Genomic DNA, 26880 nt, shown 5'->3' on the forward strand with positions numbered 1-26880 from the left:
GTGGCCTCAGTAGGCCTCGACGACCTGGACCTCTTCCTCCGTGACCTCGCCCTCGACGATCCGGAAGGAGCGGAACTGGAACTCACCGGCCCCGTCGGTGTCGGCGGTGGAGACGAGGACGTAGTGCGCGCCGGGCTCGTTGGCGTAGGAGATGTCGGTGCGTGAGGGGTAGGCCTCGGTCGCGGTGTGGGAGTGGTAGATGACGACCGGCTCCTCGTCGCGGTCGTCCATCTCACGGTAGAGCTTGAGCAGGTCGCCGGAGTCGAACTCGTAGAACGTGGGCGACATGGCCGCGTTGAGCATGGGGATGAAGCGCTCGGGGCGGTCCGAGCCCTCCGGTCCTGCGACGACGCCGCACGCCTCGTCGGGGTGGTCCTTGCGCGCGTGGGCGACGATCTGGTCGACGAGGGCCTGGGTGATGGTCAGCATGCCGGCAAGGATAAGCAGAAGGGCCGTTCCGTACCGAGGACTGGTACGGAACGGCCCATATGCCGGACGCCCTGAGCGGCAGCCGCAGAGGGTGCCACGAGTACTCCCTGCGGCTGGACGTCCTGTGGGGTGGTCAGCCGACCTTCTCGAACTCCGCGTCGGGGCGCTCGGTGAGCCGCGGGTCGCGGCTGCGCAGAGGTCATGTGTGGTGCGCCTTTCTCCATGCCGACCCGGGCCCTCTCGTCGGCCTCGGATCGGGTTTCGATCCCCCCGGAATGATGGAGCTGAGCGGGCCCGCAAGCCCGCTCGTGCCTGGCCGGCGGTCACCGGCTCGGTGGCGCACCCGGCCGAACATTCGGGTGGTGTTCTGACCGGGCGGACGTGAAGATTTATCACGCCGCAACACCGATCACAGGCATGGAAATGTGGCGCACCGCACGGGAAAAGCGGACAAAATGCTTTCGAAGAGGCCATAGGCGCCGGGCGCGGTGACGGGATCGTTATCCGGATTTGAGTGTCCTCTGAGCGAACACCGACCGCTCACCCGGCGATGGCGCGAACCCGCACCGATCAGGCCATAAGGGTTTCGACCAGCGTCTCCTGGAGGCCCCCCAGCCACAGGTAGGCCATCACCATCGGCTTGCGCGGATCGTCGTCCGGAAGGCGGTAGAGGAGGTCGGTGTCCTCGTCGGCGGTGATCTCCAGCCGCGAGCCGATCGCGAGCCGCAGGTCGTTCAGGGCCCCCAGCCACTGCTGCGACTCCGCCGGCGACAGCTTCAGCACCGCGCCGCCTTCACCGGCCGACGCCGAGGAGAGCGCGTCGAGGGAGCGGATCACCGCGAGCGCGTTGTCCCGCTTGCCGGCCCGCAGGTCGTTCTCCGTGTAGCGGCGGAACTCCGCGGAATGCGCCCGCTGCTCCTCGGCGTCGCGCGACGAGGCGGGCTGCTCGGGGTCGCTGTAGGCGTCCGGGAAGAGCCGCCTGAGCACCGGGTCGCCGGGCGGCTCGCTCGGGCCCTCGGCGAACAACTCGGCGAGCGGGTCGCCGGAGGCGTCCTCGGCGGGGCCGGGGCCGATGAGCTCCAGGAGCTGGACGGCCAGCGACCGGATGATGGAGATCTCGACGTCGTCGAGCGCGACGGCCGCGCCGCCGCCGGGGAGCGGTTCGAAGGTTCCGGGCATGAACGCCTTTTCACTGCTGGGCGGGGAGCTGGCTACTTGCGGTCCTGCTGGAGGGTGGCCCACAGGCCGTAGCCGTGCATGGCCTGCACGTCGCGTTCCATCTCCTCGCGGCTGCCGCTGGAGACGACCGCCCGGCCCTTGTGGTGGACGTCGAGCATGAGCTTGGTGGCCTTGTCCTTGGAGTAGCCGAAGTACGACTGGAAGACGTACGTCACGTAGCTCATGAGGTTGACCGGGTCGTTGTGGACGATCGTGACCCACGGCAGGTCCGGCTCGGGTACGGCGAAGACCTCCTCCGCCGACTCGGTGCGTTCGATCTCCAGGGGCGCGGGTGACGTCACACAGCCCATGCTGCCACCCGAGGGGGGTGGACGCACAAATGGGCCTGGGTATACGGGGATCGCGTCGCCCGACCGTCGCCCGGGAACTGCAATCGTCAGACTGACGAAATGGGGGTACGATCCACGCCATGCGGCACCGCCGGGGGCGATCCCCCGGACCCCGGCCGACATGGGGCCCGGCGAGACATCAAAGGAGAGCTTCAGTGGACGTAGCGGACCTTGGGCTGCCGGTGGAGGTTCCCTCGACGGCGCTCTTCACGGACCAGTACGAGCTGACGATGCTGCGGGCCGCCCTCTCCTCGGGCACGGCCGAGCGGCGGAGCGTGTTCGAGGTCTTCACCCGGCGGCTGCCGGAGGGGCGCCGCTACGGCGTCGTGGCGGGCACCGGGCGGGTGCTGGACGCGGTGGAGAACTTCCGTTTCGAGGCGGGCGTCCTGGGCTTCCTGCGCGAGCGGGGGATCGTCGACGAGGAGACGCTGGAGTGGCTGTCCGGCTACCGCTTCAGCGGGGACATCTGGGGCTATCCCGAGGGCGAGGTGTACTTCCCGGGCTCGCCGATCATGCGGGTCGAGGGCACCTTCGCCGAGTGCGTGCTGCTGGAGACCGTGATCCTGTCGATCCTCAACCACGACTCGGCGATCGCCGCGGCCGCCTCGCGCATGGCGGCGGCCGCGGGTGACCGGCCGCTGATCGAGATGGGCGCCCGGCGCACGCACGAGCTCGCGGCGGTGGCGGCCTCCCGGGCCGCCTACGTCGGCGGCTTCGCGACCACCTCCGACCTGGCGGCCGGCTTCCGCTACGGCATCCCCACCGTCGGCACCTCCGCGCACGCCTTCACCCTGCTGCACGACAGCGAGCGGGACGCCTTCCAGGCCCAGGTGCACACGCTGGGGCGGGGCACGACGCTGCTGGTGGACACCTACGACGTCGCCGAGGCGGTCCGTACGGCCGTCGAGGTCGCCGGGACAGAGCTGGGCGCGGTGCGGATCGACTCCGGCGACCTGCTGCTGGTGGCGCACCGGGTGCGGCAGCAGCTGGACGAGCTGGGCGCGACGGGAACGAAGATCGTCGTGACCTCGGACCTGGACGAATACGCGATCGCCTCGCTTGCCGCGGCGCCGGTGGACGCCTACGGCGTCGGGACGCAGCTGGTGACCGGCTCCGGGCATCCCACCTCCTCGATGGTCTACAAGCTGGTCGCGCGGGCCGAGTCCGCCGCCCCGAAGGCGCCGCTGGTGCCGGTCGCCAAGAAGTCCACCGGCGGCAAGACGTCCGTCGGCGGACGCAAGTGGGCCGCGCGGCGGGTGGACGCCCATGGGGTCGCCGAGGCCGAGGTGATCGGCACCGGTCCGGTGCCGGCCGAGCTCGTGGACCGGCAGTTGCTGGTGGAGTTGGTCAAGGGCGGCGAGGTCGTGGCGCGCGAGCCGCTGGACGCGGCGCGCGAGCGGCACACGAGGGCGCGCGCGGGTCTCCCGATGTCGGCCACGCAGCTCTCGCGCGGGGAGCCCGTCCTGCCCACGGAGTACCTGCACGAGACCCCGGGTAGCTAATTGCGGTGTGCCGTGACGCGCCGACCCGTGCCCCCTCCCGTCCGCTCTCCTCCGGTCATAGGCTCGGAAGTGCACCGGCCGGGCTTGCCCACCTCATAGCCGAAGGACACCGACCATGCGCCGCGCCTTGATCGTCGTCGATGTGCAGAACGACTTCTGCGAGGGAGGCAGCCTCGCGGTGGCCGGCGGTGCCGATGTGGCCGCCGCCGTCACGGAGCTGATCGGGCAGGCGGCCGGGTCCGGCTACCAGCACGTGGTGGCCACCCGCGACCACCACATCGCCCCCGGCGGCCACTTCTCCACCAACCCGGACTACGCGCGCTCCTGGCCCGCGCACTGCGTGGCCGGCACGGAGGGCGTCGGCTTCCACCCGAACTTCGCCCCGGCGGTCGCCTCCGGCTCGGTCGACGCCGTCTTCGACAAGGGGGCGTACTCGGCGGCGTACAGCGGTTTCGAGGGCATCGACGAGAGCGGCACGCCGCTGGCCGACTGGCTGCGCTCCCGCGATGTCACCGAGGTGGACGTGGTCGGCATCGCCACCGACCACTGCGTGCGCGCCACGGCCCTGGACGCCGCCCGGGAGGGCTTCCGTACGCAGGTCCTGCTGGACCTGACGGCCGGGGTGGCCCCGGAGAGCACCGAGCGGGCTGTCGAGGAGATGCGCAAGGCCGGGGTCGAACTTTCCGGCAAGCCCGCCGTCTAGAAGGCTGCTGCTCGGGCAAGTGCCCGAGCAGGTTGACCGCGTCGGTGACCAGCGCGTCGACCAGCGTGGCGCGGGCGGCCTCGTCGTCCCAGGCGATTCTCGGCTTGCCCGGGTCGGTGTAGTCGTGCGCGTGGCACCACCGCGCCGCGCTCTCCTCGCCTGCGGGGACCTCGCGGACAACCCGGCGGATCGCGGAGATGATCTGGGTGACGGTGTCCCGGGTGGCCACCGCGTCGTCCAGCACAGTCGAATCCAGCGCTCGCCGCTGCTCGCCTTCGAGTACCCCGGTCGCGGCCACGACCTCCTTGACCTTGGTGAAGATCCGCGTCGCATCTGCCGAGTGACGCAAACGGCGCCGGAAGTACGTCAGCAGCGAGGGATCGAAAGCGGTGTCGTACAGGCCGAGCCCGCAGGCGGCCTTCCAGCGCAGGTCACACCGCAGTTCCTGCACGGTCTCAAAATCCGACAGCCCGTGCAGGCTCTGCAGCACCACCGCCGCGGCCAGGACCTGCGACGGCAGACTCGGACGGCCGTTGGACGAGGGGTACATGTCGGTGAACATCCCTGATGGAGACAGCACCTCGCGATGCTCGGCAAGAAACGCGAACACACTCCCAGCAGGTCTCCCACACATCCGGCCCAACCGGCTCCCCGGCCCATTCCCCCTGCATCCCTACAAGACTGGCCCCAAACCCCACCGAGTCGGGGCCAGAACCCGAGATTTTCAGCAAGCCTTCCAGGCCGTTCACCGGCCGACCAGGCAAGGCGTCTCAGTGCGCCTTGCCCGGGCTTTTTTATGCATTGTTCTGGACTTTCACCCACTTTCGCGAAGCCTTATTGCCCCATCTTTACAAGTGGACAAGTTGCATTCCGTATCACTCTCGATCCCGGACCATCGTGACTTCTTCCTGAATGATCCATGGCCGTAGGCTGAAAGAGCTGTGTACTATCTGCGCAGCCAGGGGGACGGGGGAAGATCGTCAGCCATACGAGAAATCCGGCTTCTACAGGCGCGCCCGAAAAGGCGCCGTTCCTCGAGCATTCACATCCGCAACACACCGGTTCCTTCGAGGACTGTTCAGGAGTCACATCGATGGCGACAGCTCTACGGACGCGCGGGAAGCGCAGACGATCGGCATACATACGCCCGCTGCAGGTCTTCCTGCTGTGCACCGGCTTTCTCGCCGCGCACTTCACCACAGCCGCTCCCGCGCAGGCGTACACCCACCTGTGCGGCTCATTCTGGGGCGTGGGCGGGAACGACCCGATCTCATACCGCTACTACAACATAAGCAGCACTTATTACAACGCCTTCAACAGCGCCCAGGGACGCTGGGACAACACCAGCGCCCCCGGCTTCTTCCGGTACGAGAAGAGCAACGGCGACCCCCAGATCGAGGTACGCGACAAGTCCTACGCCTGGAGCGACTGGGCGCGCGCCACATGGAAGGGCTGCACCGCCGGCTACTGGCTCTACGACGAGATCCAGATCTCCTTCAACACCCGCACCATGGGGGGCCTGTCCGCCCGCGAGAAGAAGATCGTGGCCGAGCACGAACTGGGCCACGCCTACGGCCTCAACCACGTCTCTCTCACCTGTTCCAACCCCGGTCCCGCCGTCATGCGTCAGGGCACCGGGAAGTTCGGCTGCGGCGGCGACGGGCCCTGGTACGACGATGTCCAGGGCGTCAAGGCGAAGTACTGACGGCGAGCGAGGAAAACCATGAAGAAGACCATGCGCGTGCCCGCCGCAGCCGTCGGCCTGACCCTCGCCTGCCTCACCGCCTGCTCGGGTCCCGGGTCGTCGTCGTCCCAGGGCGCCGGCCGGGACCACGTGGAGGCGGACTACGCCCAGTATGCCAGCGCCGAGGAGGTCACCACCGTCTCGGACATCGCCATCACGGGCGCCGTGCTGAGCGTGCAGACCAAGGAGTGCGACGAGGGCGGCGAGACCACCACCGAGCCGGCCATCGACCCGACCGCGGCGGACAATGTCGACACCAACCCCGACCCGTCGGCCAGCAGTGTGCCCGACCCCACGGCGACTCCGTCCGGGATCGCGGGCGACCCTCCGGACGACGCGCAGTGCATGCCGATGGTGTTCCTGAAGGTGCGAGTCTCGGGAATGATGAAGCGCGGCTTCGGCGTCAGTGAGGGTGACGAGATCGTCGTCGGCAACATCGACACCGACGCCGTGTCGATGGAGGGCACCACGCCGATCAGCGTGGGCAAGCAGTACGCCCTCTACCTGACGCAGCTCACCGCGGGGGACCACCCGGGCATCACCTCGGTGCCCACGTTCTGGATCCCCGTCGGTGGGAACCAGGGCGTGTTCGTCCTCGGCAAGGGCACCGTCCAGCCAGCCTCTTCCAACATCGTGGCACTGACCGCCGCAGAGGCCGAGAAGGTGCGCAAGAACTCGGGCGGGCCCCGCCCGGGCAAGTTCACCACGACCGTCACCGACCTGAAGAAGGCGGCCGCGGTGGCCGCCGCCAAGGAGCGCAAGAAGTAGCGCGGGCGCGGCGTCGGCGAGAGCGTCGGCATCGGCCGGCCTGGGAGCAACCCGGACGCGGGTCACCGCCACAGTCGCGGTGGCCCGCGCCGGCGTCGCTACGTCTGCGCCGCCGGGCGCCTCAGCAGTGCCCTGATCGGGCGCCACAGCTCCAGGACCAGCTCGGGGCTGCCCACGACACCGTTGTCGGGTGCCGTGCGCCATATCAGCCCGTCCGGGTGGTGGAGGACCGCAGTGATCTCGTCCGGGGTCGGCGGGGCCGCGTTGCCGCGCAGGTAGACCGAGCGCAGGCCCAGGTTGCGGAGCCTGGTCAGGGCCCGGGCGCGGTTCACGGAGTGGACGAGGACACGGACGGCGCCGGGGCCGTCGGCAGCGGGGCTGGGCAGGTTCAGTGCCACCACCACCGTGCCGTTCGGTAGCTTGCAGAAGCCTCCTGCGGCCATGCGTTCATTCCCCCGTGTCAGTCGGTGTCAATAAGAGAGCCACAGGACGCACCTAAACACGGATCGACGGTGACCCGCCAGTGGGTCACCGTCGATCACGCTCTGACCTGCAAGGATGCGAATTACCTACCCGCGGGGCCGACCTCCAGCTCGATCGTCGAGCCGTTCTTGGCCTCCTTGACGATCTTGATCTTGGTGTTGGTGTCAGTGATCTTGACGCCGGCGCGGGGGTTGGACTCGTCGTAGTACGTGCTCGTGCGGTCGTTGAAGACCGGGACCCCCTTGGAGGATGGGATCTTCGTCGCGACGTCCGCGTTGTGCAGCGTGATCCCGTCCGTGCGGTACCGGCTGAACGGCGAGTCGTAGGACTGGATGCGGTTGCGCATGAGCGTGCCGTCGGACCACTTCAGCGCCGTCGGGTGGGAGTCGATCGGGAGGAGCAGCCCCTGACCCGGGTGCTGGCTGGTGTTGTTGTCCTTCTGGGAGGTGTCCCACTTCCAGATCAGCAGGCCGTTCTGGTACGGGAAGTGCTCCACCCAGGACGGACGCGTGGTCAGGAAACCGTAGTTGTACGGGCCGACCTTGAGGGTCTTGTCGTACGACACGTACTGGCGGTTCTCGGCGATGTAGTACTGGGCGTAGTCACCCGTGATCGCCGCGCCGATACGGGAGAAGCCCTTCGCTGTCCAGGCCGCGTCCGCGCTCTCGGCGTCGTCCAAGAAGAGGGCGGTGCCGTCGGCAGTGACGGAGATCCGGTCGGCCGTGAAGCCCTTCAGCGCCAGACCGCCGTCGGTCTGGTAGCGGAAGCGCAGGTCGACCTTCTTGCCGGCGTAGGCGTCGAGGGGGTATGCCAGCTTCTTGTGGGCGTCCGCCGAGCCGGTCAGGGCGGGCTTGTCACTGCCGTCGCGCGGGAGCGGCTGCCCGTCCACGGTGCCGTCGAGGGCCGTCCAGTTGGCGCCGCCGTCGGTCGAGACCTCGGCATAGAGGTAGTCGTAGTCGGCCTCGATGTCGTACCAGCCGTCGAGGGTGAGGGCGGCCGACGCCTTGCCGGTGAGGTCGACGGAGCGGGTCAGCGTGTTGGCCAGATCGTTGCCGCTACCGCTCCACCACTGGTTCGCGCCCTGCGCGGGCGCCACGATCTCGGTGGTGACCCGCTTGTTGGGCAGCTCGACCACGAGGGCCTGCTTGTTCTTCGTGTTGTACTCGGCGACGCCCAGCTTGTGCTTCGACTTCGCCGCGGCCTTGGCGGTGGCGTAGTCGAGCCAGCCCAGCTGCAGCTTGTCCCAGGCGGTCATGTCGCCGGGCAGGTCACCGATGGTGTCCTCGCCGGTGCCGAGCCAGGAGCCTGAGGACATCAGGGTCCAGAAGCCGGTGGAGTTCTCGCCGCCGTTGGTGTCGTAGTGATCCGGCAGGCCGAGGTCGTGGCCGTACTCGTGGGCGAAGACGCCGAGTCCGCCGTTCTCCGGCTGGATGGTGTAGTCGCCGACCCAGATGCCGGTGTCGCCGATCGGGGTGCCGCCGAGCTTGTTGTCGTCAGGGCCGGTGGCACCGGCGTCGGTGCCGAACGCGTACCAGCGGTGGGCCCAGATCGCGTCCTCGCCCTGGGCGCCGCCACCGGCGGACTCGTCCTCGCCGGCGTGCACGACCTGGAAGTGGTCGATGTAGCCGTCGCGCTCGTTGAAGTCGCCGTCACTGTCGTAGTCGTAGCGGTCCCACTGGTCGTACTCGGCGAGCTTGGCCTTGATCTCGGCGTCGGTCTTCCCAGCCGCCTTCTGCTGGGAGACCCAGGCGCTCACGCCGTCGGCGACCGCATACCAGGCGCAGTTGTCGGGCTCGCACTTGTTGGAGCCGTAACGGGCCTCGTTGTAGGGAACCTTGACCCAGTCCGAGACCTCGCCCTCGATCGAGTAGCGGCCCGAGGACTGCTTCTCGTAGTACTTCTTCATCGACTCGACACCCTTGCCGGTGCCGAAGTACAGGTCCTGGAAATGCTGCTGGTTGTAGTCCGCCTGCCAGGCCGTCGAGTTGTCCTTGGTGCGGTCCGGCTTGGCTATCCGGTTGTGCAGCGGACCGGGGGTGCCGCCGTAGCGGCTGTCGATCCGGTCGCCGAACTCCACCAGGATCGTGAAGATCTTGTCGGTCTTCTCGCGGCCGAGCTCGACGTACTTACTCTTGCCCTTCTTACTCTTCAGCTGCACGACCTTCGAGCCGTCACGGTTCTTGACCGTGGCATCGCCCGATATGACCTGCTTCAGGGCTTCCTCGCGCTGGGCCTCCTGAGTCTTGCTCAGCGGGCCTTCGAGGTCATGCTCGGCGTGGTCGCGCTCCGCCGGGTCGTGTCGGTCCACGGTGGTGGGCCTGGGGGTGGAGGTGTTGGCGTCGGCCTGTGCCACACCGTACGCCGAGACGGTCGCAGTGGCCGCTGCGAGTGTCACGCCGACGGCGGCCGCCCTGAACGTCCAGGATCTACTGGTCACTTGAGTTCCTCCCCCGCGTTCGGGCGCGCGGAGGGAAGGGTCCTGGTCAGGTAAGGTTCCGCGCGCGCGTGATCAACGCGTGTAGTCAAGTGACGACATTTGACTAGAGGTTCAGCAGAAAAGACAGACCTTGACTTGGACAGGTCAAGTGCACTATGCGGAGCCGGCGTTCGCTTTACGGACAGCCAACGGGACGCCCATCCGGCAGTGGGCGCGTGCATATGTCCACTACGTGGACGCCATGACTCCGTGCGCCCCCTGTGCTCCGGTCCTGTTGATTAGGTCACGCTTACCGTCCGTTCCGGTCGGGCAGCCTGCCCGTGAGAATGTCGCTTGGCGGAACGCCGGAAGCCCGCGTAATGCCAGGCCGACGCCCCCGTGGACCCCCACTTTCGAGGACATGATGGCCATGCCCCGTCCGACTGCCGCACAGCTCGCCTACGGTTCGTGCACCGTGATCTTCTCGACCCTCGCCATGCTGCTGCTGTCACAGACGAGTTCAGCCGCGGGGATCGCGGTCATCGCCGTCGCGGCACTCGTCCTCGGGCTCCTGGTCGCCCTGACGGTGCCGGTGCCCCGGAAGCGTCCGGTGGCGGTGGAACAGCCCGCGCCGCGGGAGCCGGTCCGGGCCACGGTTCCCGCGCCGGCCCCGGAACCGGTGCGCGAGCGGGCGGTCTCCTGACCACCCGCCCGCCTCACCATGCGGTGATCCCACCCTGCCTCACACGGTGCTGACCACGACCGTTTTGGCTGCCTTGTCGTGCAGGCCCTGCTTGTAGGGGCGGTCGAAGAAGCTCCAGCCACCCGAGATCGCGGTCCAGACGCAGGCGCAGCAGAAGGCGAAGGGGATCCACAGCACCGCCGCGCGCATCAGCGCGGTCTGCACGGAGGGCGTCGCGCCGTTGTCGAGGTTGGCCACTCGCAGGTTCAGCAGCCTCTTGCCCAGGGTCTGACCGGTCCGGGTGGTCATGACGGTGTCGTAGGCGATGTAGAGGACGGCGGCGACCGCCGACTGCCCGAAGGACTTGCCGACCTCGATGCGGTCGCTGTCCACGTCGTACTCGTTGACGCCGAAGCCCCAGGTGAGCAGCCAGACGACGACGCCCACCAGGATCATGTCGATGATGCGGGCGAGCGTGCGCTTGCCACTGTCGGCGAGCGGGGGCATTCCGGCGAGGGGGTCGGAGGAGGAGGGACCGCCGCCGTAGGGGCCGCCGCCGGGGGGGCCGCCTCCGAAGCCGCCCGCACCGCCGCCGTACGGGTCACCGCCCGGGCCGCCCGGACCACCGCCCGGGTACGACGGCGGGGGTTCGCTGCCGTACGGCGAACCCGCGCCCTCGCCGGGCTGCTCGCTCGGGGGCCGCTTCCTGAACGGGTCGTCTTCCGGGGGTCGCTGACCGGAGCCGGGGGGCGGTTCACTGCTCATGGCCCGAGTCGACCGCGAACCTCCCGGCTCCGCATCCGGCAGACGGCCGTCCGAGGTACGAAATTTTCTGGTGCCGCCGCGCCGCACCGCCCTCCCGGAGTCGGCGTACGGCTTCGGGGCACACGCCCTTACGGCCACCGTCACGCCTGTCCGATGGTGGCGTCGCTCAGCCCGCCACGAACGTGTGCGCGACCTTGTCGTGCCAGCACTGGCGCCACGGCCGGTCGAAGAGGCACCAGGCGACGCCCACGATCCCGATGACGAGGAGCCCGGGCACGCTGTAGACCATCCAGCGGCGCAGGGACGCGCCGAAGCCCGGGACGTCGTGGCCCTCGATGTCCCGCACGTCGAGACCCATCAGCTTCTTGCCGAGGGTGCGGCCCCACTTGGCGGTGGGCAGCACCTCGGAGAGGACACCGGCGAGCAGCAGGACGGCCACGATGATGCCGAGGTACACCGACGTGGTGCCGTCGAGCAGCCAGACCGTGACGGTCTCGCCGGAGAGCCGGGCCTCGTCGATCTTCTCGTTGACGTGGTCCACGGCCTTCATGCCGAGCGGGACGGCGGCCGCGGCGGTGAGGCAGGCCAGGACGACGGTGTCCAGCAGACGGGCGGCGAGCCGCTTGCCGAGTCCTGCGGGGCGGGCCGACGCCTGGCGCCGGGCGACCGCCTGGAACACGTCCTCGACCGGCGGCTTCCAGGGCGCGACGGGCTGCTCGTCCCCGCCACCGCCTCCGGCGAGCCGGTGCACCTGCTGCGCCCAGGAGGACTGACCGCCGCCAAGGCCGGCGCTCAGAGGCGTGGCCGGGGAGGCGGCGGCGGGCTGGGGGCTGCCGGGTCCGGCGGACTGCGGGGGGACGGGGGCCGCCTGGGGGCCCGACAGCGCTGCCGGGGCCTGGGCACCTCCCTGCGCGGCGGCCTGGGCGGCGGCCTTGCCGGCGCCGAAGCCGGGCCCGGCCGGACCGCTGCCGGAACCGGCCGCCCCGGGCTGTGCGCCGAAGGCGGGCCCCGCCTGGCCGGTACCCGGCACGGCCGGACCGTCCGAGCCGAAGCCCGGGCTCCCGGAGTTGCCGCCGGAGCCCGCCGCGCCGCCCTGCGCGCCGAAGGCGGGTCCCGACGGGGTGGCACCGGAGGCCGCCGATCCGGCCTGGCCGCCGAAGGCGGGTCCCGCCGGGCCGAAGCCCGAAGCACCGGAGTGGCCGGCGGGGCCGGACGGCCCCGCGGGCGCGCCGATGCCCGGGTCCACGGAACCGAAGCCCGCGGCCCCGGAGTTGACCCCGGAACCGCCGGCCCCGCCACCCGGGGACCCCGGCGGCTTCGCGCCACCGCCGGAGCCTCCCGCGCGCGGAGACACCGCCCGGAACGTCATCGTGCCCTCGTCGGGGGCGTCCGCGGCGGCCCCTCCCCCGGACTTCCCCGTCGGGCGGCGGAACACGAACGTGCCGTCGGCCGCCGCGTTCGGCTCCTGACCGGCCCGCGACGGGGATCCCCCCTGCGCGGGCGAAGCCGGGACCTTGCCGTCGGCGCGGACCGACTCCCCGTCCGGCTGCCGGTCGGCGTGCGGCACCCTCGGGTCCGTCCCCTGCTGGGCCCCGCCCTGGCCCCCCTGTGCCCCCTGCGGTGCGCCCCACGACACACGGCGGTCCTGGTCGCTCCCGAAGCCGGACTGGCGGGAGCGGTCGGCGCCCCAGGCGGACGCGGGCTCGGGACGGCTGCCGTGCTGGGCGTCGGCGGCGGACGGCTCCGCGACCGGGTCCTCGTCGAAGAAGTGCGGGCCGGTCTCCTCCACCGGGGCGGGCCGCGCCGCGCCCGCCCCGGGCGGCGGCGCGAACGACTCGCCGTCCTTGGGCGCCGGACGGCTGGTGCCCGGCACCCAGGAGGCGCCGTTCCAGTACCGGACATATCCAGGAATGGACGGGTCCGGGTAATACCCTTCGCGGGGCCTGTCGTCACCGGGGGCCGGGGTTGGGGCGCTCATGTCCGTCGTCCCGTATCTGCTCGGGGGCCAAATGGGGGCCTCCACATCTACCAGACGAGCGCAAGCCCCAGCGCCGCTCCCACGGGACCCGCCCCTTTCGAGCACCGATGTGCTACGCACGGCACCGCTCCGGGGGTCCCCTGCGAAAAAACTTCCGGCAAGACGCGTAATGCCGCGGCCCCTGCCCGCTCTCTCCCCCTGACCGGCCCTCACGGGCAGCCGTCAGGAGAAGGGAACACCGCCATGCACACCGTGGTGGAGCGGGATCTGGAGCTGAACCTCGTCCTGTCGCCGGAGCACAGGATCCCGGTGCCGGCCCGGCTCGGGTATCTCACCGACGACCCCTACGCCGTCCACGTCACCTTCCACGTCGACTCCGAGCACCCCGTGTACTGGACGTTCGCCCGGGACCTGCTGGTGGAGGGCGTCTTCCGGCCCTGCGGGCAGGGGGACGTGCGGGTGTGGCCGACGAAGACCGAAGGGCGCGGCGTCGTGCTGATGGCGCTGAGCTCACCCGACGGGGACGCCCTGCTGGAGGCCCCGGCGGCGGCGGTGTCGGCCTGGCTGGAAAGGACGCTGCGGGTGGTCCCGCCGGGGACGGAGGGTGAGCAGCTCGGCCTCGACGACGAGCTGGCCCAGCTGCTCGCCCAGTGAGGGCCCGGGCCTCAGAAGAGCTTGCCCGGGTTCAGGATGTTCAGCGGGTCGAAGGCCTGCTTGACGGCCCGCTGCATCTCCATGCCCACGGGGCCGATCTCGCGCGCCAGCCACTCCTTCTTCAGCACGCCGACACCGTGCTCGCCGGTGATGGTGCCGCCCAGTTCCAGGCCGAGCGCCATGATCTCGTCGAAGGACTCACGGGCGCGCCGGGACTCGTCGGGGTCCGCGGGGTCGAAGCAGACCGTCGGATGGGTGTTGCCGTCGCCCGCGTGGGCGACGACACCGATGGTGAGCTGGTGCTTCTCGGCGATCCGGTCGACGCCTTCGAGCATCTCGGCGAGCCGGGAGCGCGGCACGCACACGTCGTCGATCATCGTCACGCCCTTGACCGCCTCCAGCGCGGTGAGCGACAACCGCCGGGCCTGGAGGAGCAGTTCGGACTCGGCCACGTCGTCTGCGGGGACGACCCGGGTGGCGCCGGCCGCCTCGCACAGCGCGCCGACGGCGGCCAGGTCGGCGGCCGGGGCGGTGGTGTCGAACGCGGCCAGCAGCAGGGCCTCGGTGGTCTCGGGGAGGCCCATCCGCGCCATGGCGTTGACGGCCTTGACCGTCGTACGGTCCATGAGTTCGAGGAGTGACGGGACGTGGCCGCCCTCCATGACGCGGCACACGGCGTCGCACGCGGCTGCCGCGGAGGCGAACTCGGCGGCCAGCACCAGCTGCGCGGGCGGCTTGGGGCGCAGCCCGAGGACGGCCCGGACGACGATGCCGAGCGAGCCCTCGGAGCCGACGAACAGGCGGGTCAGGTCGTACCCGGCGACGCCCTTGGCGGTGCGGCGGCCGGTGGACATCAGGCGGCCGTCGGCGAGGACGACGTCGAGGCCGAGGACGTACTCGGCGGTCACCCCGTACTTCACGCAGCACAGGCCGCCGGAGGCGGTGCCGATGTTGCCGCCGATGGTGCACATCTCCCAGCTGGAGGGGTCCGGCGGGTAGTACAGGCCGTGTTCGCCGACGGCCCGGGACAGGGCGGCGTTGATCACGCCGGGTTCGACGACGGCGACGCGGTCGACCGGGTTGATCTCCAGGATCCGGTCCATCTTCGTCAGGGAGAGCACGATGCAGCCGTCGGAGGCGTTGGCGGCGCCGGACAGGCCGGTGCGGGCACCCTGCGGGACGACCGGGACGCGCAGGGCGGTGGCGGTGCGCATCACGTGCTGCACCTGCTCGGTGGTGCGGGGCAGTACGACGACGGCCGGGGTGCCGGCCGGGCAGAAGCTCGCCATGTCGTGGGCGTAGGAGGCCGTGACGTCGGGATCGGTGAGGACCGCCTCGGCGGGGAGGCCGTCGAGCAGGAGGTCGGCCAGGTGGGAGGTCGTTTCGTCGCCGGGCGCTTCGATACGGCTCATGATCACAGGTTGGCATCCGGGGCCATCGGTGTGAACCCCGTCGGCGGCACCCTTCACCTGCCCGGGTGGGGTCGTCGTACTGACGCACAGTGAGCGGCATGGAGAAGCGGCAGCAGGGTCCGGTGCGGCGGAAGAGCGACTCGAAGCGCCGTGTGCTCACCCGCCCGGTGCTGATCGCCTCCGTCGCGGGGTGTGCCGTGCTGGGCGGGGTGCTGGTGCCGCTGCCGTGGGAGCGGGCGACCGAGCCCGCCCCGCCGTCGCCCGGGGCCCTGGCCATGGCCGCGGTGGCCGACGGGGTGCCGGCCGCGCTGCCCGGCCTGGCGGAGCTGATCGACGAGCAGGAGAAGGCCGTGCGGGCACGTCCGCGCGACGCGACGTCCTGGGCGGTGCTCGGGGCGGCCTACGTGGAGCAGGGGCGGCGCGTGGCCGACCCGGCGTACTACCCGCGCGCGGAGCACGCGCTGCGGAGGTCGCTGACCGTGCGCCCGCAGCGCAACACCCGGGCCCTGGCCGGGCTGGCCGCGCTGTCGAACGCCCGCCGGGACTTCCGCGCCGCGCGCCGGTGGGGCGAGGCGGCGCTGAAGCTGGAGCCGCGCCGGTGGACGACGTATCCGCTGCTCATCGACGCCTACACCGGGCTCGGCGAGCACGAGGCGGTCAAGCGGACGCTGGACCGGCTGACCGAGCTGCGCTCCGGCCCCGCCGTACTCGCGCGGGCCGCGGCCGTGTACCGGGACCGGGGCCGGCGGGAGGACGCGGCGGCCTCGCTGGCGGACGCGGCGGCGGGCGCGCGGGCCCCCGCCGAGCGGGCGGCCTATCTGGAGCGGGCCGGGCAGCTGGCCTGGGAGCGCGGGGACCTCGAGGTCGCGCTGCGGCATTTCCGGGAGGCGGTCCGGCTCGACCCCGACCAGCGGGCCGCGCAGGCGGGTCAGGGCCGGGCGCTGGCGGCCCTCGGCCGGACTGCGGAGGCCCTGAACGCCTACCGGGTGGCCCTCGCCCGGCAGCCGTGCCCGCGGTACGCCCTGGAACTCGGCGAGTTGTACGAGTCGCTGGGCATGCCGGAAGCGGCCCGGGCGCAGTACGACCTGCTGCGGCAGTGGGTGCGGGCCGCCGCCGCGGGTGGGGCGGACGAGGAGCTGGTGCTGGGGCGGTTCGAGGCCGACCACGGCGATCCGCGGGCGGCGGTGCGGCGGTTGCGGGCGGAGTGGCGGCGCCAGCCCGGGACGGAGGTCGCCGACGCGCTGGGCTGGGCGCTGTACCGGGCCGGGAAGCCGGAGGAGGCCTTGTGGTTCGCGCTGGCGGCGACGGACTCCGAACGCGGGGGCGGGGTGCGCGACGCGGTGTCCATGTACCACCGGGGCGTGATCGAGCGGGAGCTGGAGCGCTATGGCGCGGCCCGCCGGCACCTCGCGGAGGCTCTGCGGATCAACCCGCACTTCTCTCCCCTGCACGCGCGTGCGGCCGGGGAGGCGGCGCGGGAGCTGGGGGAGCCGCCGGACGAGGACGTTCCGGAGATGGCCGGGCCATGAGTTCGTGCGGGTGCCCCGTGACACCCGCACGAGCTCGGTGGGGCGATCGGGTCACAGGTTGCCGCGGCGGTCCTGCTCGCGCTCGATCGCCTCGAACAGGGCCTTGAAGTTGCCCTTGCCGAAGCCCATCGAGCCGTGGCGCTCGATGATCTCGAAGAAGACGGTCGGACGGTCCTGGACCGGCTTGGTGAAGATCTGCAGCAGGTAGCCGTCCTCGTCGCGGTCGGCGAGGATCTTCAGTTCGCGCAGGGTGTCGATGGGGACGCGGGTCTCGCCGACCCACTCCCCGAGCGTGTCGTAGTAGGAGTCGGGCGTGTTGAGGAACTCGACGCCGGCCGCGCGCATGGTGCGGACCGTCTGCACGATGTCGTTGGTGTTGAGCGCGATGTGCTGCACACCGGCGCCGCCGTAGAACTCCAGGTACTCGTCGATCTGGGACTTCTTCTTGGCGATGGCCGGCTCGTTGATCGGGAACTTGACCTTGAGCGTGCCGTCGGCGACGACCTTGGACATCAGCGCGCTGTACTCGGTGGCGATGTCGTCGCCCACGAACTCCTTCATGTTCGTGAAGCCCATGACCTTGTTGTAGAAGCCGACCCACTCGTTCATGCGGCCGAGTTCGACGTTGCCGACGCAGTGGTCGATGGCCTGGAAGGTGCGCTGGGCGGGCGGCTCGACCATCGGCTGGGCCGCGACGTAGCCGGGCAGGTAGGGGCCGTCGTAACCGGAGCGCTCGACGAGGGTGTGGCGGGTCTCGCCGTAGGTGGCGATGGCGGCCAGGACGACCGTGCCGTGCTCGTCCTTCCGCTCGTACGGCTCGGCGACCGAGCGGGCGCCGTGCTCCAGGGCGTAGGCGTAGGCGGCGCGCGCGTCCGGGACCTCGATGGCGAGGTCGACGACGCCGTCGCCGTGCTCGGCCACGTGCTTGGCGAGGAAGTGGCCCCACTCGGTGGAGGGCTTGATGACCGAGGTGAGGACGAAGCGGGCGGAGCCGTTCTCCAGCACGTAGCTCGCGGTCTCGCGGCTGCCGTTCTCCGGTCCGGAGTAGGCGACCAGCTTCATGCCGAAGGCGGTGGAGTAGTAGTGCGCCGCCTGCTTGGCGTTGCCCACGGCGAAGACGACCGCGTCCATTCCCTTGACCGGGAAGGGGTCGGCCTGCCGGGCGGTGTCGGGAGTGTGGTGTGTGGTCTGCGTCATAGCCGCAGGGTCTCCCCGACCGGCAAGGTGCGCAATAGTTTGCGTCTTGGCTGGGCAATCTGTTCAGCAGGACGGCCGTATCGGCGACCCTTCTGTACACGATGACCATGCCGGGAGGCTGCTGTGGCGATCGATCAACTGGACGGCCGGATCATCCTGCTGCTGGCCAGGGAGCCGCGGATCGGGGTGCTGGAGATGTCCCGGCGGCTGGGTGTGGCCCGCGGCACCGCGCAGGCCCGGCTGGACCGGCTTCAGTCGAACGGAGTCATCCGGGGGTTCGGTCCGCAGGTGGATCCGGCCGCGCTCGGCTACCCGGTCACGGCGTTCGCGACGCTGCAGATCCGGCAGGGGCAAGGGGCCGACGTACGGGCCCACTTGGCGACCGTGCCGGAGGTGCTGGAGCTGCACACCACCACCGGCACCGGGGACATGCTCTGCCGGCTCGTGGCCCGCTCGAACGCCGATCTCCAGCGTGTGATCGACCGGGTCGTCGGTTTTGATGGCATCGTCCGGGCCTCCACGGCGATCGTCATGGAGAACCCCGTTCCGCTGCGGATCATCCCGCTCGTGGAGCAGGCCGCGGAGGAGACCTGAGTCGTGGGGTGAGCGCGTGTGAACTTCTGGGAGTACCTGGTCAACCGGCACCAGCAGCTGCTCACGGACGCCTACCAGCATGCGAGCGCCGTCTTCCAGTGCATGGTCGTGGCGACCGTGCTCGGGGTGCTGATCGGCATCGCCGGCTACCGCAGCGAGTGGGCCGGGAACCTCGCGACCACGACGACCGCCACCATCCTGACCGTGCCCGCGCTCGCCCTGATCGGTCTGCTCATCCCCGTCGTGGGCCTCGGCGTGCCGCCCACCGTGATCGCGCTGACGCTGTACGGGCTGCTGCCGGTCGTGCGCAACGCGATCGTCGGGCTGCGCGGCGTCGACCCGACACTGGTGGACGCCGCCACGGGCATCGGCATGTCCCGGCCCGCCCGGCTGCTGCGGGTCGAGCTGCCGCTGGCCTGGCCGCCGATCCTGACCGGGATCCGGGTCTCCACCCAGATGCTGATGGGCATCGCCGCCATCGCGGCGTACGCCTCCGGGCCCGGTCTCGGCAACGTCATCTTCCGCGGCCTGGCCTCGCTGGGCAGCGCCAACGCGCTCAACCAGGTCCTCGCGGGCACGCTCGGCATCATCGTCCTGGCCCTGCTGTTCGACGCCGCGTACGTCCTGCTCGGACGGCTGACCATTCCCAGGGGGATCCGTGCCTGAGACCGGTGACCACGGCGCGTCCATCGCGCTGGAGGGCCTGACCAAGCGCTACCCCGGCAGTGCGTGGCCGGCCGTGGACAACGTGAGCATGGAGATCAAAGCGGGCGAGGTCGTCGTGTTCGTCGGCCCCTCGGGCTGCGGCAAGTCGACCACCCTCAAGATGATCAACCGCCTGATCGAGCCGACCGGCGGCCGCATCCGCATCGGCGGCGAGGACGTCACCGACATGGACCCCGTCAAGCTGCGCCGCAAGGTCGGCTACGCCATCCAGTCCGCCGGGCTCTTCCCGCACATGACGGTCTCCCAGAACATCGGGATCGTCCCGAAGATGATCGGCTGGCCCACGGCACGGATCAAGCAGCGGACGGAGGAGCTGCTCGACCTCGTGGGCCTGGACCCCGGGGAGTTCCGCGGCCGCTACCCGCGCCAGCTGTCCGGCGGGCAGCAGCAGCGCGTGGGCGTGGCCCGGGCGCTGGCCGCCGATCCCCCGGTGCTGCTGATGGACGAGCCGTTCGGGGCGGTGGACCCCATCACCCGGGAGCACCTCCAGGACGAGCTGATCCGGCTGCAGCACGAGCTGCACAAGACGATCGTCTTCGTCACCCACGACTTCGACGAGGCGATCAAGATCGGCGACCGGATCGCCGTACTGCGCGAGCGGTCGCACATCGCGCAGTTCGACACCCCCGAGGCGATCCTGACCAACCCGGCGGACGACTTCGTGTCCGGGTTCGTGGGGGCCGGGGCGGCGCTGAAGCGGCTGAACCTGACCCGGGTACGGGACGTGGAGATCACCGACTATCCGACGGTCACGGTCGACGACCCGTTGCAGCAGATCTTCAACCGGCTGCGCACCAGCGGCACCAACGAGATCCTGCTGCTCGACCGGCGCGGACGCCCCTACAAGTGGCTGCGGCGCGGGGATCTGGTGCGGGCCCGGGGCTCGCTGGCCCGCGCCGGGACCCTGGTGCACGACACCGTCACCCGGGACGCGACCCTGCGGGACGCCCTGGAGGCCGTGCTCACCGACAACGCCGGGCGGGTGGCGGTGACCGGGCGGCGCGGCGAGTACACGGGCGTCGTCGACATGGAGACCCTCATGAACTCCGTGCACGAGATGCTGGAGGCCGACCGGCTCGACGCGATGGAGCACCAGCACGAGCTGGAGTCGCTGCGGGCCTCGCAGACGCACGCGGAGCAGGAGGGGGCCCCGGGCCCGGCGGCCTTGAGCGGCCCGGGAGGAGAACGGTGACCGCCACGGAGGTCGTGGAGACCTCCGAGCCTCCAAAGGAGGCTGAGGCGCCCCCACCGGAGCGCCGGCCCGCCCGCCTCACCTGGCAGAAGCTGACGTTCCTGCCGGTCGTGCTGATCGCCGTGCTGCTCGCCACCTGGCTGTGGTTCCAGCAGGCCGACCTGGACGCGCTCACCCGCAACGCCCTGTCGGGCGGCCAGGTGAGCAAGGCGCTCTGGCAGCACGTTCAACTGACCGTGATCTCCACGTTCTTCGTGCTGGTCATCGCGATCCCGCTGGGCATCCTGCTGACCCGCGCGGCGGTGAGCAGGGCCACCCCGGTGGCGATGGCCTTCGCCAACACGGGTCAGGCGACCCCGGCGATCGGCCTGCTGGCCCTCCTGGTGATCTGGCTGGGCATCGGCCGCAGGGCCGCCCTGATCGGCATCATCGCCTACGCCATCCTGCCCGTGCTCTCCAACACGATCACCGGCCTGAAGGCGAACGACCCGACCCTGCTGGAGGCGGCCCGGGGCATCGGCATGTCCCCGCTGGGCGTGCTGGCACGGGTGGAACTCCCCCTGGCCGTCCCGCTGATCCTCGCGGGTGTGCGCACGGCCCTCGTCCTGAACGTCGGTACGGCGACCCTGGCGGTCTTCGGCGGGGGCGGCGGCCTCGGCGTCCTGATCACGACCGGCATCACCAACCAGCGGATGCCGGTGCTCGTGCTGGGATCGGTCCTCACGGTGGTGCTGGCACTGCTGGTGGACTGGCTGGCGTCGATCGCCGAACTGTTGCTGCGGCCGCGCGGGCTGCGGCCATGAGGTGGCGTACGTGCCTGGCGGCGGCCGGTCTGCTGCTGGCGGCGGCCGGCTGCGGCCTGACCAGCGGGTCTCCGCTGACCGACGACGTGGAGCCGGGCTCGATCGGCCGGGGTGAGCCGCTGAAGGGCGCACAGCTGACGGTGACGTCGAAGTCGTTCACCGAGCAGCTCATCCTCGGCTCGATCATGGGCATCGCGTTCGAGGCGGCCGGCGCCGACGTGATCGACCGCACCGGTATCCAGGGTTCCCTCGGCAGTCGCGAGGCGGTGCGCAAGGGCGACGCGGACGCCGGATACGAGTACACGGGCACGGCCTGGATCACCTACCTCGGGCACAGCGAGCCGATCGCCGACCCGCAGGCGCAGTGGGAGGCCGTGAAGAAGGAGGACGCGGGCAACGGGCTGGTCTGGCTGCCGCCCTCGGAACTGGACAACACGTACGCGCTGGCGACGAACCAGCGGAACGCGAAGAAGTACGACGTGAAGACCATGTCCGACGTGGCGAAGCTGGCGAAGTCCGACCCGGAGGCCGTGAAGCTGTGCGTGGAGGTCGAGTTCGCGAACCGGGCGGACGGGTTGCCGGGCATGCAGAAGGCCTACGGCATGAACGTGCCGGCCCGGAACATCACGCAGATGGACACCGGGATCATCTACACCCAGACCGCGAAGGGCAACTGCACGTTCGGGGAGGTGTTCACCACCGACGGGCGGATCAAGTCCATGAACCTGGTGGTGATGGACGACGACGAGAAGTTCTTCCCCAACTACAACGCCGCCCCGATGATCAACGCCAAGTCGCTGAAGGAGTGGCCGGCGATCGCGGACGTGCTGAACCCGGTGACGGCGAGGCTGAACAACTCCGTGGCGCGGACGCTGAACGCGAAGGTGGACGTGGACGGGGAGGACCCCCATCAGGTGGCACTGGACTGGCTGGTGGAGGAGGGGTTCGTCAGGGAGGGGTGAGTTACAAAGAAGTAGTTGCAAAGAGAGCTTTGCAACGCTACCTTTGCATGCATGCCCGACGAACCGGCTCCCCGCCTCCTCGACGCCCGCTCCCTGCGCGGCCTGGCTCATCCCCTGCGGATGCAGCTGCTGATCGCACTGCGCCGTGGCGGTCCCGCCACGGCCTCCGGCCTGGCGGAGAAACTCGGCGAGTCGAGCGGTGCGACCAGCTACCACCTACGGCAACTCGCCGCGCACGGTTTCGTCGCCGACGACCCGGAGCGGGGCAAGGGGCGGGAGCGATGGTGGAAGGCGGTCGACCAGGGCGTGCAACTCGACGAGACCCTGATCAAGGACCCGGACCCGGCCGTGCGGGGAGCCGTCGCCCTGTTCCGGTACGAGCTCGCCAACGTGCACACCCGGGAGGTCGCAACCTGGCTCGGCAACACGAGTGACTGGGGCGAGGAATGGGACGGCGCCACGGACCTCAGCGACTTCAGTCTGCGGCTCACTCCCGAACTCGCACGTGAGCTGGTCGGCAAGATGCACGACCTCATCCAGAGCTACCGCCCTCTGCCCGAAGGCACACCGGACGCCGAAACGGTACGCGTCCACACGCACGTCTTCCCCAGTCAGACGACGTTGTGAAAGGCCATCACCCATGCACCCGGACATCCACCTCACCCTGCACCACGCCCGCGCCGCCGAACTCCGCGCCGAGGCCGGACCCCGTCCGGCGCGCCGTCCCGATCTTCGTACGCGTCTGGGCTGGACCCTCGTGGAAATGGGGTTAAGACTCGCCGCCCGGCCCGGAACGGCCACCGCCCACTAACAACTCGGCACGGAACCCTTGCCCGTCTCCAGGGCCACCAGGGAACTCACCGTGCCCTTGAGGGTGGTCACCGGAATCAGCCGCAGGCCCTTCGGCAGCTCGGCGCGCGCGTCCCCGCACTCCGCCTTCGGCACCAGGAACACCGTCGCACCGTCCCGCTTCGCGGCCTGCGTCTTGAGGGCGACGCCCCCCACCGCACCGACCCGGCCGGTCGCGTCGATCGTGCCCGTACCGGCGATGACCCGGCCGCCCGTGAGATCGCCGCCCGTGCCGTCGCCGTCGAGCTTGTCGATGATCCCGAGGGAGAACAGCAACCCCGCACTGGGCCCGCCCACGTCCGCGAGCTTCAGGCTGACCTCGATGTCCTTGCCGTCGAGACCGAGGTACCCCAGCGCGGCCCGCGTCGCCGCGTCCTGGGACTCCTTCATCTGCTTCTCGTTGTACCGCTCGATCTCCTTGACGCTGTTCCCGCTCGGGTAGACGGAGTCGCGCGGCATGACCGCCTGGTCGGTGCGGAACCAGCCGTCGACGACGTCGAGGAGCGAGACGCGGGTGCCCGGGGAGGTCGCCTCGATGGTGGTCATCCGCAGCTGGCCCCGGGTGTCCCGGACCGGCGCCCCGGAGATGGTGATCACCTCCGTGCCCTTGTTCTCGCCCAGCACGTTCGCCGTCAGCCCCGGCTGCGCCACCGAGAACGGCAGCGGCGCCAACACCGCCGTGGCGAACAGGGCCACGACGGGCAGGGCGCAGACGGCGACGGCCCGGGGGCGCGTGAGGCGAGAGAACACAGGATCAATCTAACGCGGGCGTGCGGTACGCCCGGGGTCAGGGCGTCGGAGGCCCTCTTCCGCGACCCGGCCAGGCGGCCGAGCGGCGTCCGTCAGCGCAGCGCCTCCGCGACCTCCCGGGCCGCGTCGACGACCCGCGGTCCCACCCGCTCCGGCACCGCCTCCGCCAGCATCACCACGCCCACACTGCCCTCGACGCCCGTCACGCCCAGCAGCGGCGCCGCCGCCCCGCACGCGCCCGCCTCCAGCTCCCCGTGGGTCAGGGTGTAACCGGGGCCGGCCATCGGGTGCTGCCGGGCCCCGAGGATCGCCTTGCCGGCGGCGCCCCGGTCCAGCGGGTGGCGGAACCCGGCCCGGTAGGCGACGTGATAGTCCGTCCAGGTCGGTTCCACGACGGCCACCGCGAGCGCGTCCGCGCCGTCGACCAGGGTCAGATGCGCCGTCGCGCCGATGTCCTCGGCCAGCGATCGCAGCGCCGGCATCGCGGCTTCGCGCACCAGCGGATGAACCTGCCGCCCCAGCCGCAGCACCCCGAGGCCGACCCGGGCACGTCCTCCGAGGTCACGGCGTATGAGGGCGTGCTGTTCCAGCGTGGCGAGCAACCGGTACACGACGGTCCGGTTCACCCCGAGCCGGAGCGAGAGCTCGGTCACGGTGAGCCCGTGATCCGTGTCGGCGAGCAGCTTGAGGACACGCAGTCCCCGGTCGAGCGTCTGAGAGGTCTCCGCGGTCACGACGCCCACTCCTTAGTGGTGAGGTCGGCAGCCCCTCGGTCAGCGGATGCGTCACCGAGTCCCGTCGGTCACGCGCTTCAGAGGCCGCCGATCGGCCGGCGGCCCGGCCTGTCCGGACCCCGTCGCTTCACGGCTGCGCTCCGCGGCGGCGCTGCCACGGGGCGTGTGCGTAGCCGGACAGTAGCGAAGCAGGTTCGCTCAGCGGAAGCCTCCGTCCAGAATCCGGGCACGGCCCGGTGTGGAGTGCTTCTGTTTGGGGCGGTATGCGCGCCCCGAAGGGGCGCGGGGAACTGCGCGACCAGCCACACACAACCCGCGGACGACACCACAGGGGCGTCACTTCATCCGGGTCGCCCACTCCTGCACCTTGGCGATCCGCTGTTTCAACTGCCCCGCCGTCGCCTCCGCCGCCGGCGGCCCCCCGCACACGCGCCGCAGCTCGGTGTGGATCACGCCGTGCGGCTTGCCGCTCTGGTGGACGTACGCGCCGACCATTGTGTTGAGCTGCCGCCGCAGCTCCATCATCTCCTTGTGGGAGACCACCGGTCGCCGTTCGGCCGGCACTTCGAGCAGGTCGGCTTCCTCGTCCGGCTTCTTGCGGCTGTGCGCGATCTGCCGGGCCTGCCGCTTCTGCAGCAGCAGCTGCACCTGGTCGGGCTCCAGCAGTCCCGGGATGCCGAGGTAGTCCTGCTCCTCCTCACTGCCCGGGTGGGCCTGCATGCCGAACTCGGCGCCGTTGTACATGACCCGGTCGAAGACGGCCTCGGACTCCAGGGCCTCGAAGGAGAACTGCTCCTGCTCGCCGGTGTCCTCGTCCTGCTCCCGGTTCGCCTCGTCCATCTCCTTCTCGGACTCGGCGTACGGGTCCTCCTCGCCCCCCTTCTTGGGCTTGTCGAGGACGTGGTCGCGCTCGCGTTCCATCTCGTTGGCGAAGGAGAGCAGGTCGGGCACGGTCGGCAGGAACACCGAGGCGGTCTCGCCGCGCCGCCGGGACCGCACGAAACGCCCGACGGCCTGCGCGAAGAAGAGCGGTGTGGAGATGGTGGTGGCGTACACGCCCACCGCCAGGCGCGGTACGTCGACGCCCTCGGACACCATCCGCACCGCGACCATCCACCGGTCGTTGTTCGCGCTGAATTCGTCGATTCGCTCGGAGGCGCCGGAGTCGTCGGACAGCACGAGGGTGGCCTTGCTGCCGGTGATGTCCCGGATGAGCTTGGCATAGGCGCGCGCCGAGTCCTGGTCGGAGGCGATGACGAGGGCGCCGGCGTCCGGGATGGCCTTCCTGACCTCGGTCAGCCGCTGGTCGGCCGCCCGCAGCACGGAGGGCATCCACTCACCGCGCGGGTCGAGGGCGGTCCGCCAGGCCTGGCTGACGGCGTCCTTGGTCATGGGTTCGCCGAGCCGGGCGGCGATCTCGTCACCGGCCTTGGTGCGCCAGCGCATGTTGCCGCTGTAGGACAGGAAGATGACCGGCCGGACGACGTTGTCGGCGAGCGCGTTGCCGTAGCCGTAGGTGTAGTCGGCCGCCGACCGCCGGATGCCGTCGTTGCCCTCCTCATACGAGACGAAGGGGATGGGGTTGGTGTCGGACCGGAAGGGTGTACCGGTCAGCGCGAGCCGGCGGGTGGCGGGCTCGAACGCCTCCAGGCAGGCTTCGCCCCAGGACTTGCTGTCACCGGCGTGGTGGATCTCGTCGAGGATGACGAGGGTCTTGCGCTGCTCGACGCGGTTGCGGTGCAGCATGGGCCGGACGCCGACACCGGCGTACGTCACGGCGACCCCGTGGTACTCCCGGCCGAGCGGCCCGGCGCTGTACTCCGGGTCGAGCTTGATCCCTATCCGGGCGGCGGCCTCGGCCCACTGCTTCTTCAGGTGCTCGGTCGGGGCCACCACGGTCACCTGCTGCACGACGTGGTGGTGGAGCAGCCAGGAGGCCAGCGTCAGCGCGAAGGTCGTCTTGCCGGCGCCGGGGGTGGCGACCGCCAGGAAGTCCCGCGGCTGCTCCTGGATGTACCTCTCCATCGCACCCTGCTGCCAGGCGCGGAGCTTGCCGGCGGTACCCCAGGGGGCGCGGCCGGGGAACGCCGGGGAGAGGTGGTGCGAGGCAGTGCTGGTGCCGGCGGTGGTAGTCACGGTCTCCGTTGGGGGTCGGGCGGCTCGTTCGAGGGAGCCTGACGGCTCGGCTACGTATGACAACCGGGCCACCCTACCGGCGCCCCGAGCCCACCCATGCGCGGACCGGGCCGGGTCACCGGTGTGTGGGACCGACGTCACAGCCTCCGCAAGCGCCCCGCGATCCTCCCGACCTCCGCCTCGGCCCCGGAGGCCACGTCGACGACCAGCGCGAAGGCCGCCTCCTGGTCCACCTCGGCCGGGTCGACGCCGTTGCGCAGAGGCTACGGCCCGTCCGCCGTCGTGTGCCGTCCACCGCCTGCCG

Annotated in this window: 25 protein-coding genes and 1 pseudogene; 13 read left to right on the forward strand and 13 right to left on the reverse strand. The window is 70.7% G+C overall.

What is annotated here, in order from left to right:
- Positions 1–6: 6 nt before the first annotated feature.
- The 3 genes from ABTX62_RS30175 to clpS form a co-directional block, all read right to left on the reverse strand.
- Positions 7–429, reverse strand: a complete 423-nt coding sequence (locus ABTX62_RS30175) for a M67 family metallopeptidase (protein WP_352119146.1) — start codon at positions 427–429, stop codon at positions 7–9.
- Between the two features lie 570 nt (positions 430–999).
- Entirely contained in the window at positions 1000–1608 is a 609-nt protein-coding gene (locus ABTX62_RS30180) for a DUF2017 domain-containing protein (protein WP_352119147.1), read from the reverse strand.
- Positions 1609–1640: 32 nt separating this feature from the next.
- A complete protein-coding gene (gene clpS, locus ABTX62_RS30185) occupies positions 1641–1958 on the reverse strand; it encodes an ATP-dependent Clp protease adapter ClpS (RefSeq protein ID WP_283973073.1) in 318 nt (105 codons plus the stop codon).
- A gap of 194 nt (positions 1959–2152) precedes the next feature.
- On the opposite strand from clpS, the gene ABTX62_RS30190 reads away from it, so the two are divergent.
- Together ABTX62_RS30190 and ABTX62_RS30195 are read left to right on the forward strand one after the other, a co-directional pair.
- Complete coding sequence (locus tag ABTX62_RS30190) at positions 2153–3499, forward strand: nicotinate phosphoribosyltransferase (protein WP_352119148.1); 1347 nt, start codon at positions 2153–2155, stop codon at positions 3497–3499.
- A 115-nt stretch (positions 3500–3614) separates the two neighbouring features.
- On the forward strand, positions 3615–4202 hold the full coding sequence (locus tag ABTX62_RS30195; RefSeq protein WP_352119149.1) for an isochorismatase family protein: 588 nt from the start codon (positions 3615–3617) through the stop codon (positions 4200–4202).
- Here the strand turns inward: ABTX62_RS30195 and ABTX62_RS30200 are convergent.
- Positions 4189–4815 (reverse strand): annotated as a pseudogene (locus ABTX62_RS30200) (transposase); the annotation flags it as partial. The gene ABTX62_RS30195 and the pseudogene ABTX62_RS30200 sit on opposite strands and share 14 nt — an antisense overlap.
- A 480-nt stretch (positions 4816–5295) precedes the next feature.
- On the opposite strand from ABTX62_RS30200, the gene ABTX62_RS30205 reads away from it, so the two are divergent.
- Together ABTX62_RS30205 and ABTX62_RS30210 are read left to right on the forward strand one after the other, a co-directional pair.
- Positions 5296–5907 carry a zinc metalloprotease gene (locus ABTX62_RS30205; protein ID WP_352119150.1) on the forward strand — a complete coding sequence of 204 codons (612 nt, stop codon included), beginning with the start codon at positions 5296–5298 and terminating at the stop codon, positions 5905–5907.
- Positions 5908–5925: 18 nt separating this feature from the next.
- Positions 5926–6714 carry a hypothetical protein gene (locus ABTX62_RS30210; protein WP_352119151.1) on the forward strand — a complete coding sequence of 263 codons (789 nt, stop codon included), beginning with the start codon at positions 5926–5928 and terminating at the stop codon, positions 6712–6714.
- Between the two features lie 98 nt (positions 6715–6812).
- Here ABTX62_RS30210 and ABTX62_RS30215 read toward each other — a convergent pair whose 3' ends face one another.
- Together ABTX62_RS30215 and ABTX62_RS30220 are read right to left on the reverse strand one after the other, a co-directional pair.
- Positions 6813–7157 carry a hypothetical protein gene (locus ABTX62_RS30215; RefSeq protein ID WP_352119152.1) on the reverse strand — a complete coding sequence of 115 codons (345 nt, stop codon included), beginning with the start codon at positions 7155–7157 and terminating at the stop codon, positions 6813–6815.
- 122 nt (positions 7158–7279) lie between these two features.
- The gene (locus tag ABTX62_RS30220) at positions 7280–9634 is read right to left on the reverse strand and encodes an immune inhibitor A domain-containing protein (RefSeq protein WP_352119153.1); all 2355 of its coding nucleotides are present in this window, start codon (positions 9632–9634) and stop codon (positions 7280–7282) included.
- Between the two features lie 403 nt (positions 9635–10037).
- Between ABTX62_RS30220 and ABTX62_RS30225 the strand changes: the two genes are divergently transcribed.
- A complete protein-coding gene (locus ABTX62_RS30225) occupies positions 10038–10316 on the forward strand; it encodes a hypothetical protein (RefSeq protein ID WP_352119176.1) in 279 nt (92 codons plus the stop codon).
- Positions 10317–10355: 39 nt separating this feature from the next.
- Here the strand turns inward: ABTX62_RS30225 and ABTX62_RS30230 are convergent, their stop codons facing one another.
- A complete protein-coding gene (locus ABTX62_RS30230) occupies positions 10356–11060 on the reverse strand; it encodes an RDD family protein (RefSeq protein ID WP_352119154.1) in 705 nt (234 codons plus the stop codon).
- Between the two features lie 166 nt (positions 11061–11226).
- The gene (locus tag ABTX62_RS30235) at positions 11227–13038 is read right to left on the reverse strand and encodes an RDD family protein (RefSeq protein ID WP_352119155.1); all 1812 of its coding nucleotides are present in this window, start codon (positions 13036–13038) and stop codon (positions 11227–11229) included.
- A 243-nt stretch (positions 13039–13281) separates the two neighbouring features.
- Here ABTX62_RS30235 and ABTX62_RS30240 point away from each other — a divergent pair, with 243 nt between their 5' ends.
- A complete protein-coding gene (locus ABTX62_RS30240) occupies positions 13282–13692 on the forward strand; it encodes an SsgA family sporulation/cell division regulator (RefSeq protein ID WP_352119156.1) in 411 nt (136 codons plus the stop codon).
- Between the two features lie 11 nt (positions 13693–13703).
- Here the strand turns inward: ABTX62_RS30240 and ABTX62_RS30245 are convergent, their stop codons facing one another.
- Positions 13704–15110, reverse strand: a complete 1407-nt coding sequence (locus ABTX62_RS30245; RefSeq protein WP_502998037.1) for an FAD-binding oxidoreductase — start codon at positions 15108–15110, stop codon at positions 13704–13706.
- A 92-nt stretch (positions 15111–15202) separates the two neighbouring features.
- Between ABTX62_RS30245 and ABTX62_RS30250 the strand changes: the two genes are divergently transcribed.
- Entirely contained in the window at positions 15203–16633 is a 1431-nt protein-coding gene (locus ABTX62_RS30250; RefSeq protein ID WP_352119158.1) for a tetratricopeptide repeat protein, read from the forward strand.
- Between the two features lie 51 nt (positions 16634–16684).
- Here the strand turns inward: ABTX62_RS30250 and hppD are convergent, their stop codons facing one another.
- The gene (gene hppD, locus ABTX62_RS30255) at positions 16685–17830 is read right to left on the reverse strand and encodes a 4-hydroxyphenylpyruvate dioxygenase (RefSeq protein WP_352119159.1); all 1146 of its coding nucleotides are present in this window, start codon (positions 17828–17830) and stop codon (positions 16685–16687) included.
- 123 nt (positions 17831–17953) lie between these two features.
- Between hppD and ABTX62_RS30260 the strand changes: the two genes are divergently transcribed.
- From ABTX62_RS30260 to ABTX62_RS30285, 6 genes are read left to right on the forward strand one after another with little or no spacing between them, the layout of a single operon-like run.
- Positions 17954–18424 (forward strand): Lrp/AsnC family transcriptional regulator, encoded by a 471-nt coding sequence (locus ABTX62_RS30260; protein ID WP_352119160.1) that lies wholly within the window; start codon positions 17954–17956, stop codon positions 18422–18424.
- A gap of 18 nt (positions 18425–18442) precedes the next feature.
- Positions 18443–19090 carry an ABC transporter permease gene (locus tag ABTX62_RS30265; RefSeq protein WP_352119161.1) on the forward strand — a complete coding sequence of 216 codons (648 nt, stop codon included), beginning with the start codon at positions 18443–18445 and terminating at the stop codon, positions 19088–19090.
- On the forward strand, positions 19083–20342 hold the full coding sequence (locus ABTX62_RS30270) for a betaine/proline/choline family ABC transporter ATP-binding protein (protein WP_352119162.1): 1260 nt from the start codon (positions 19083–19085) through the stop codon (positions 20340–20342). The genes ABTX62_RS30265 and ABTX62_RS30270 overlap by 8 nt, the downstream gene beginning before the upstream one ends.
- Positions 20339–21145 carry an ABC transporter permease gene (locus ABTX62_RS30275; RefSeq protein WP_502998038.1) on the forward strand — a complete coding sequence of 269 codons (807 nt, stop codon included), beginning with the start codon at positions 20339–20341 and terminating at the stop codon, positions 21143–21145. Before ABTX62_RS30270 ends, ABTX62_RS30275 begins: the two co-directional genes overlap by 4 nt.
- Positions 21142–22107 carry a glycine betaine ABC transporter substrate-binding protein gene (locus ABTX62_RS30280; RefSeq protein WP_352119163.1) on the forward strand — a complete coding sequence of 322 codons (966 nt, stop codon included), beginning with the start codon at positions 21142–21144 and terminating at the stop codon, positions 22105–22107. The genes ABTX62_RS30275 and ABTX62_RS30280 overlap by 4 nt, the downstream gene beginning before the upstream one ends.
- A gap of 51 nt (positions 22108–22158) precedes the next feature.
- Positions 22159–22734: an ArsR/SmtB family transcription factor gene (locus ABTX62_RS30285; protein WP_352119164.1), complete on the forward strand. Its 576-nt coding sequence runs from the start codon at positions 22159–22161 to the stop codon at positions 22732–22734.
- A gap of 180 nt (positions 22735–22914) precedes the next feature.
- Here ABTX62_RS30285 and ABTX62_RS30290 read toward each other — a convergent pair whose 3' ends face one another.
- From ABTX62_RS30290 to ABTX62_RS30300, 3 genes are all read right to left on the reverse strand, one after another.
- Positions 22915–23706: a S16 family serine protease gene (locus tag ABTX62_RS30290; RefSeq protein WP_352119165.1), complete on the reverse strand. Its 792-nt coding sequence runs from the start codon at positions 23704–23706 to the stop codon at positions 22915–22917.
- A gap of 92 nt (positions 23707–23798) precedes the next feature.
- Entirely contained in the window at positions 23799–24440 is a 642-nt protein-coding gene (locus tag ABTX62_RS30295) for an IclR family transcriptional regulator (RefSeq protein WP_283972987.1), read from the reverse strand.
- Between the two features lie 336 nt (positions 24441–24776).
- A complete protein-coding gene (locus ABTX62_RS30300) occupies positions 24777–26576 on the reverse strand; it encodes a DEAD/DEAH box helicase (protein ID WP_352119166.1) in 1800 nt (599 codons plus the stop codon).
- Between the last annotated feature and the right edge of the window lie 304 nt (positions 26577–26880).

The organism is Streptomyces sp. NPDC096046, from assembly GCF_040303285.1.
Lineage (GTDB): Bacteria > Actinomycetota > Actinomycetes > Streptomycetales > Streptomycetaceae > Streptomyces.

Coding starts and splice junctions, on each gene's coding strand:
- ABTX62_RS30195 (WP_352119149.1), top strand. CDS start 3,615: ATGCGCCGCGCCTTGATCGTCGTCGATGTGCAGAACGACTTCTGCGAG.
- ABTX62_RS30235 (WP_352119155.1), bottom strand. CDS start 13,038: ATGAGCGCCCCAACCCCGGCCCCCGGTGACGACAGGCCCCGCGAAGGG.
- hppD (WP_352119159.1), bottom strand. CDS start 17,830: ATGACGCAGACCACACACCACACTCCCGACACCGCCCGGCAGGCCGAC.
- ABTX62_RS30180 (WP_352119147.1), bottom strand. CDS start 1,608: ATGCCCGGAACCTTCGAACCGCTCCCCGGCGGCGGCGCGGCCGTCGCG.
- ABTX62_RS30225 (WP_352119176.1), top strand. CDS start 10,038: ATGGCCATGCCCCGTCCGACTGCCGCACAGCTCGCCTACGGTTCGTGC.
- ABTX62_RS30210 (WP_352119151.1), top strand. CDS start 5,926: ATGAAGAAGACCATGCGCGTGCCCGCCGCAGCCGTCGGCCTGACCCTC.
- ABTX62_RS30280 (WP_352119163.1), top strand. CDS start 21,142: ATGAGGTGGCGTACGTGCCTGGCGGCGGCCGGTCTGCTGCTGGCGGCG.
- ABTX62_RS30240 (WP_352119156.1), top strand. CDS start 13,282: ATGCACACCGTGGTGGAGCGGGATCTGGAGCTGAACCTCGTCCTGTCG.
- clpS (WP_283973073.1), bottom strand. CDS start 1,958: ATGGGCTGTGTGACGTCACCCGCGCCCCTGGAGATCGAACGCACCGAG.
- ABTX62_RS30250 (WP_352119158.1), top strand. CDS start 15,203: ATGGAGAAGCGGCAGCAGGGTCCGGTGCGGCGGAAGAGCGACTCGAAG.
- ABTX62_RS30205 (WP_352119150.1), top strand. CDS start 5,296: ATGGCGACAGCTCTACGGACGCGCGGGAAGCGCAGACGATCGGCATAC.
- ABTX62_RS30175 (WP_352119146.1), bottom strand. CDS start 429: ATGCTGACCATCACCCAGGCCCTCGTCGACCAGATCGTCGCCCACGCG.
- ABTX62_RS30230 (WP_352119154.1), bottom strand. CDS start 11,060: ATGAGCAGTGAACCGCCCCCCGGCTCCGGTCAGCGACCCCCGGAAGAC.
- ABTX62_RS30215 (WP_352119152.1), bottom strand. CDS start 7,157: ATGGCCGCAGGAGGCTTCTGCAAGCTACCGAACGGCACGGTGGTGGTG.
- ABTX62_RS30285 (WP_352119164.1), top strand. CDS start 22,159: ATGCCCGACGAACCGGCTCCCCGCCTCCTCGACGCCCGCTCCCTGCGC.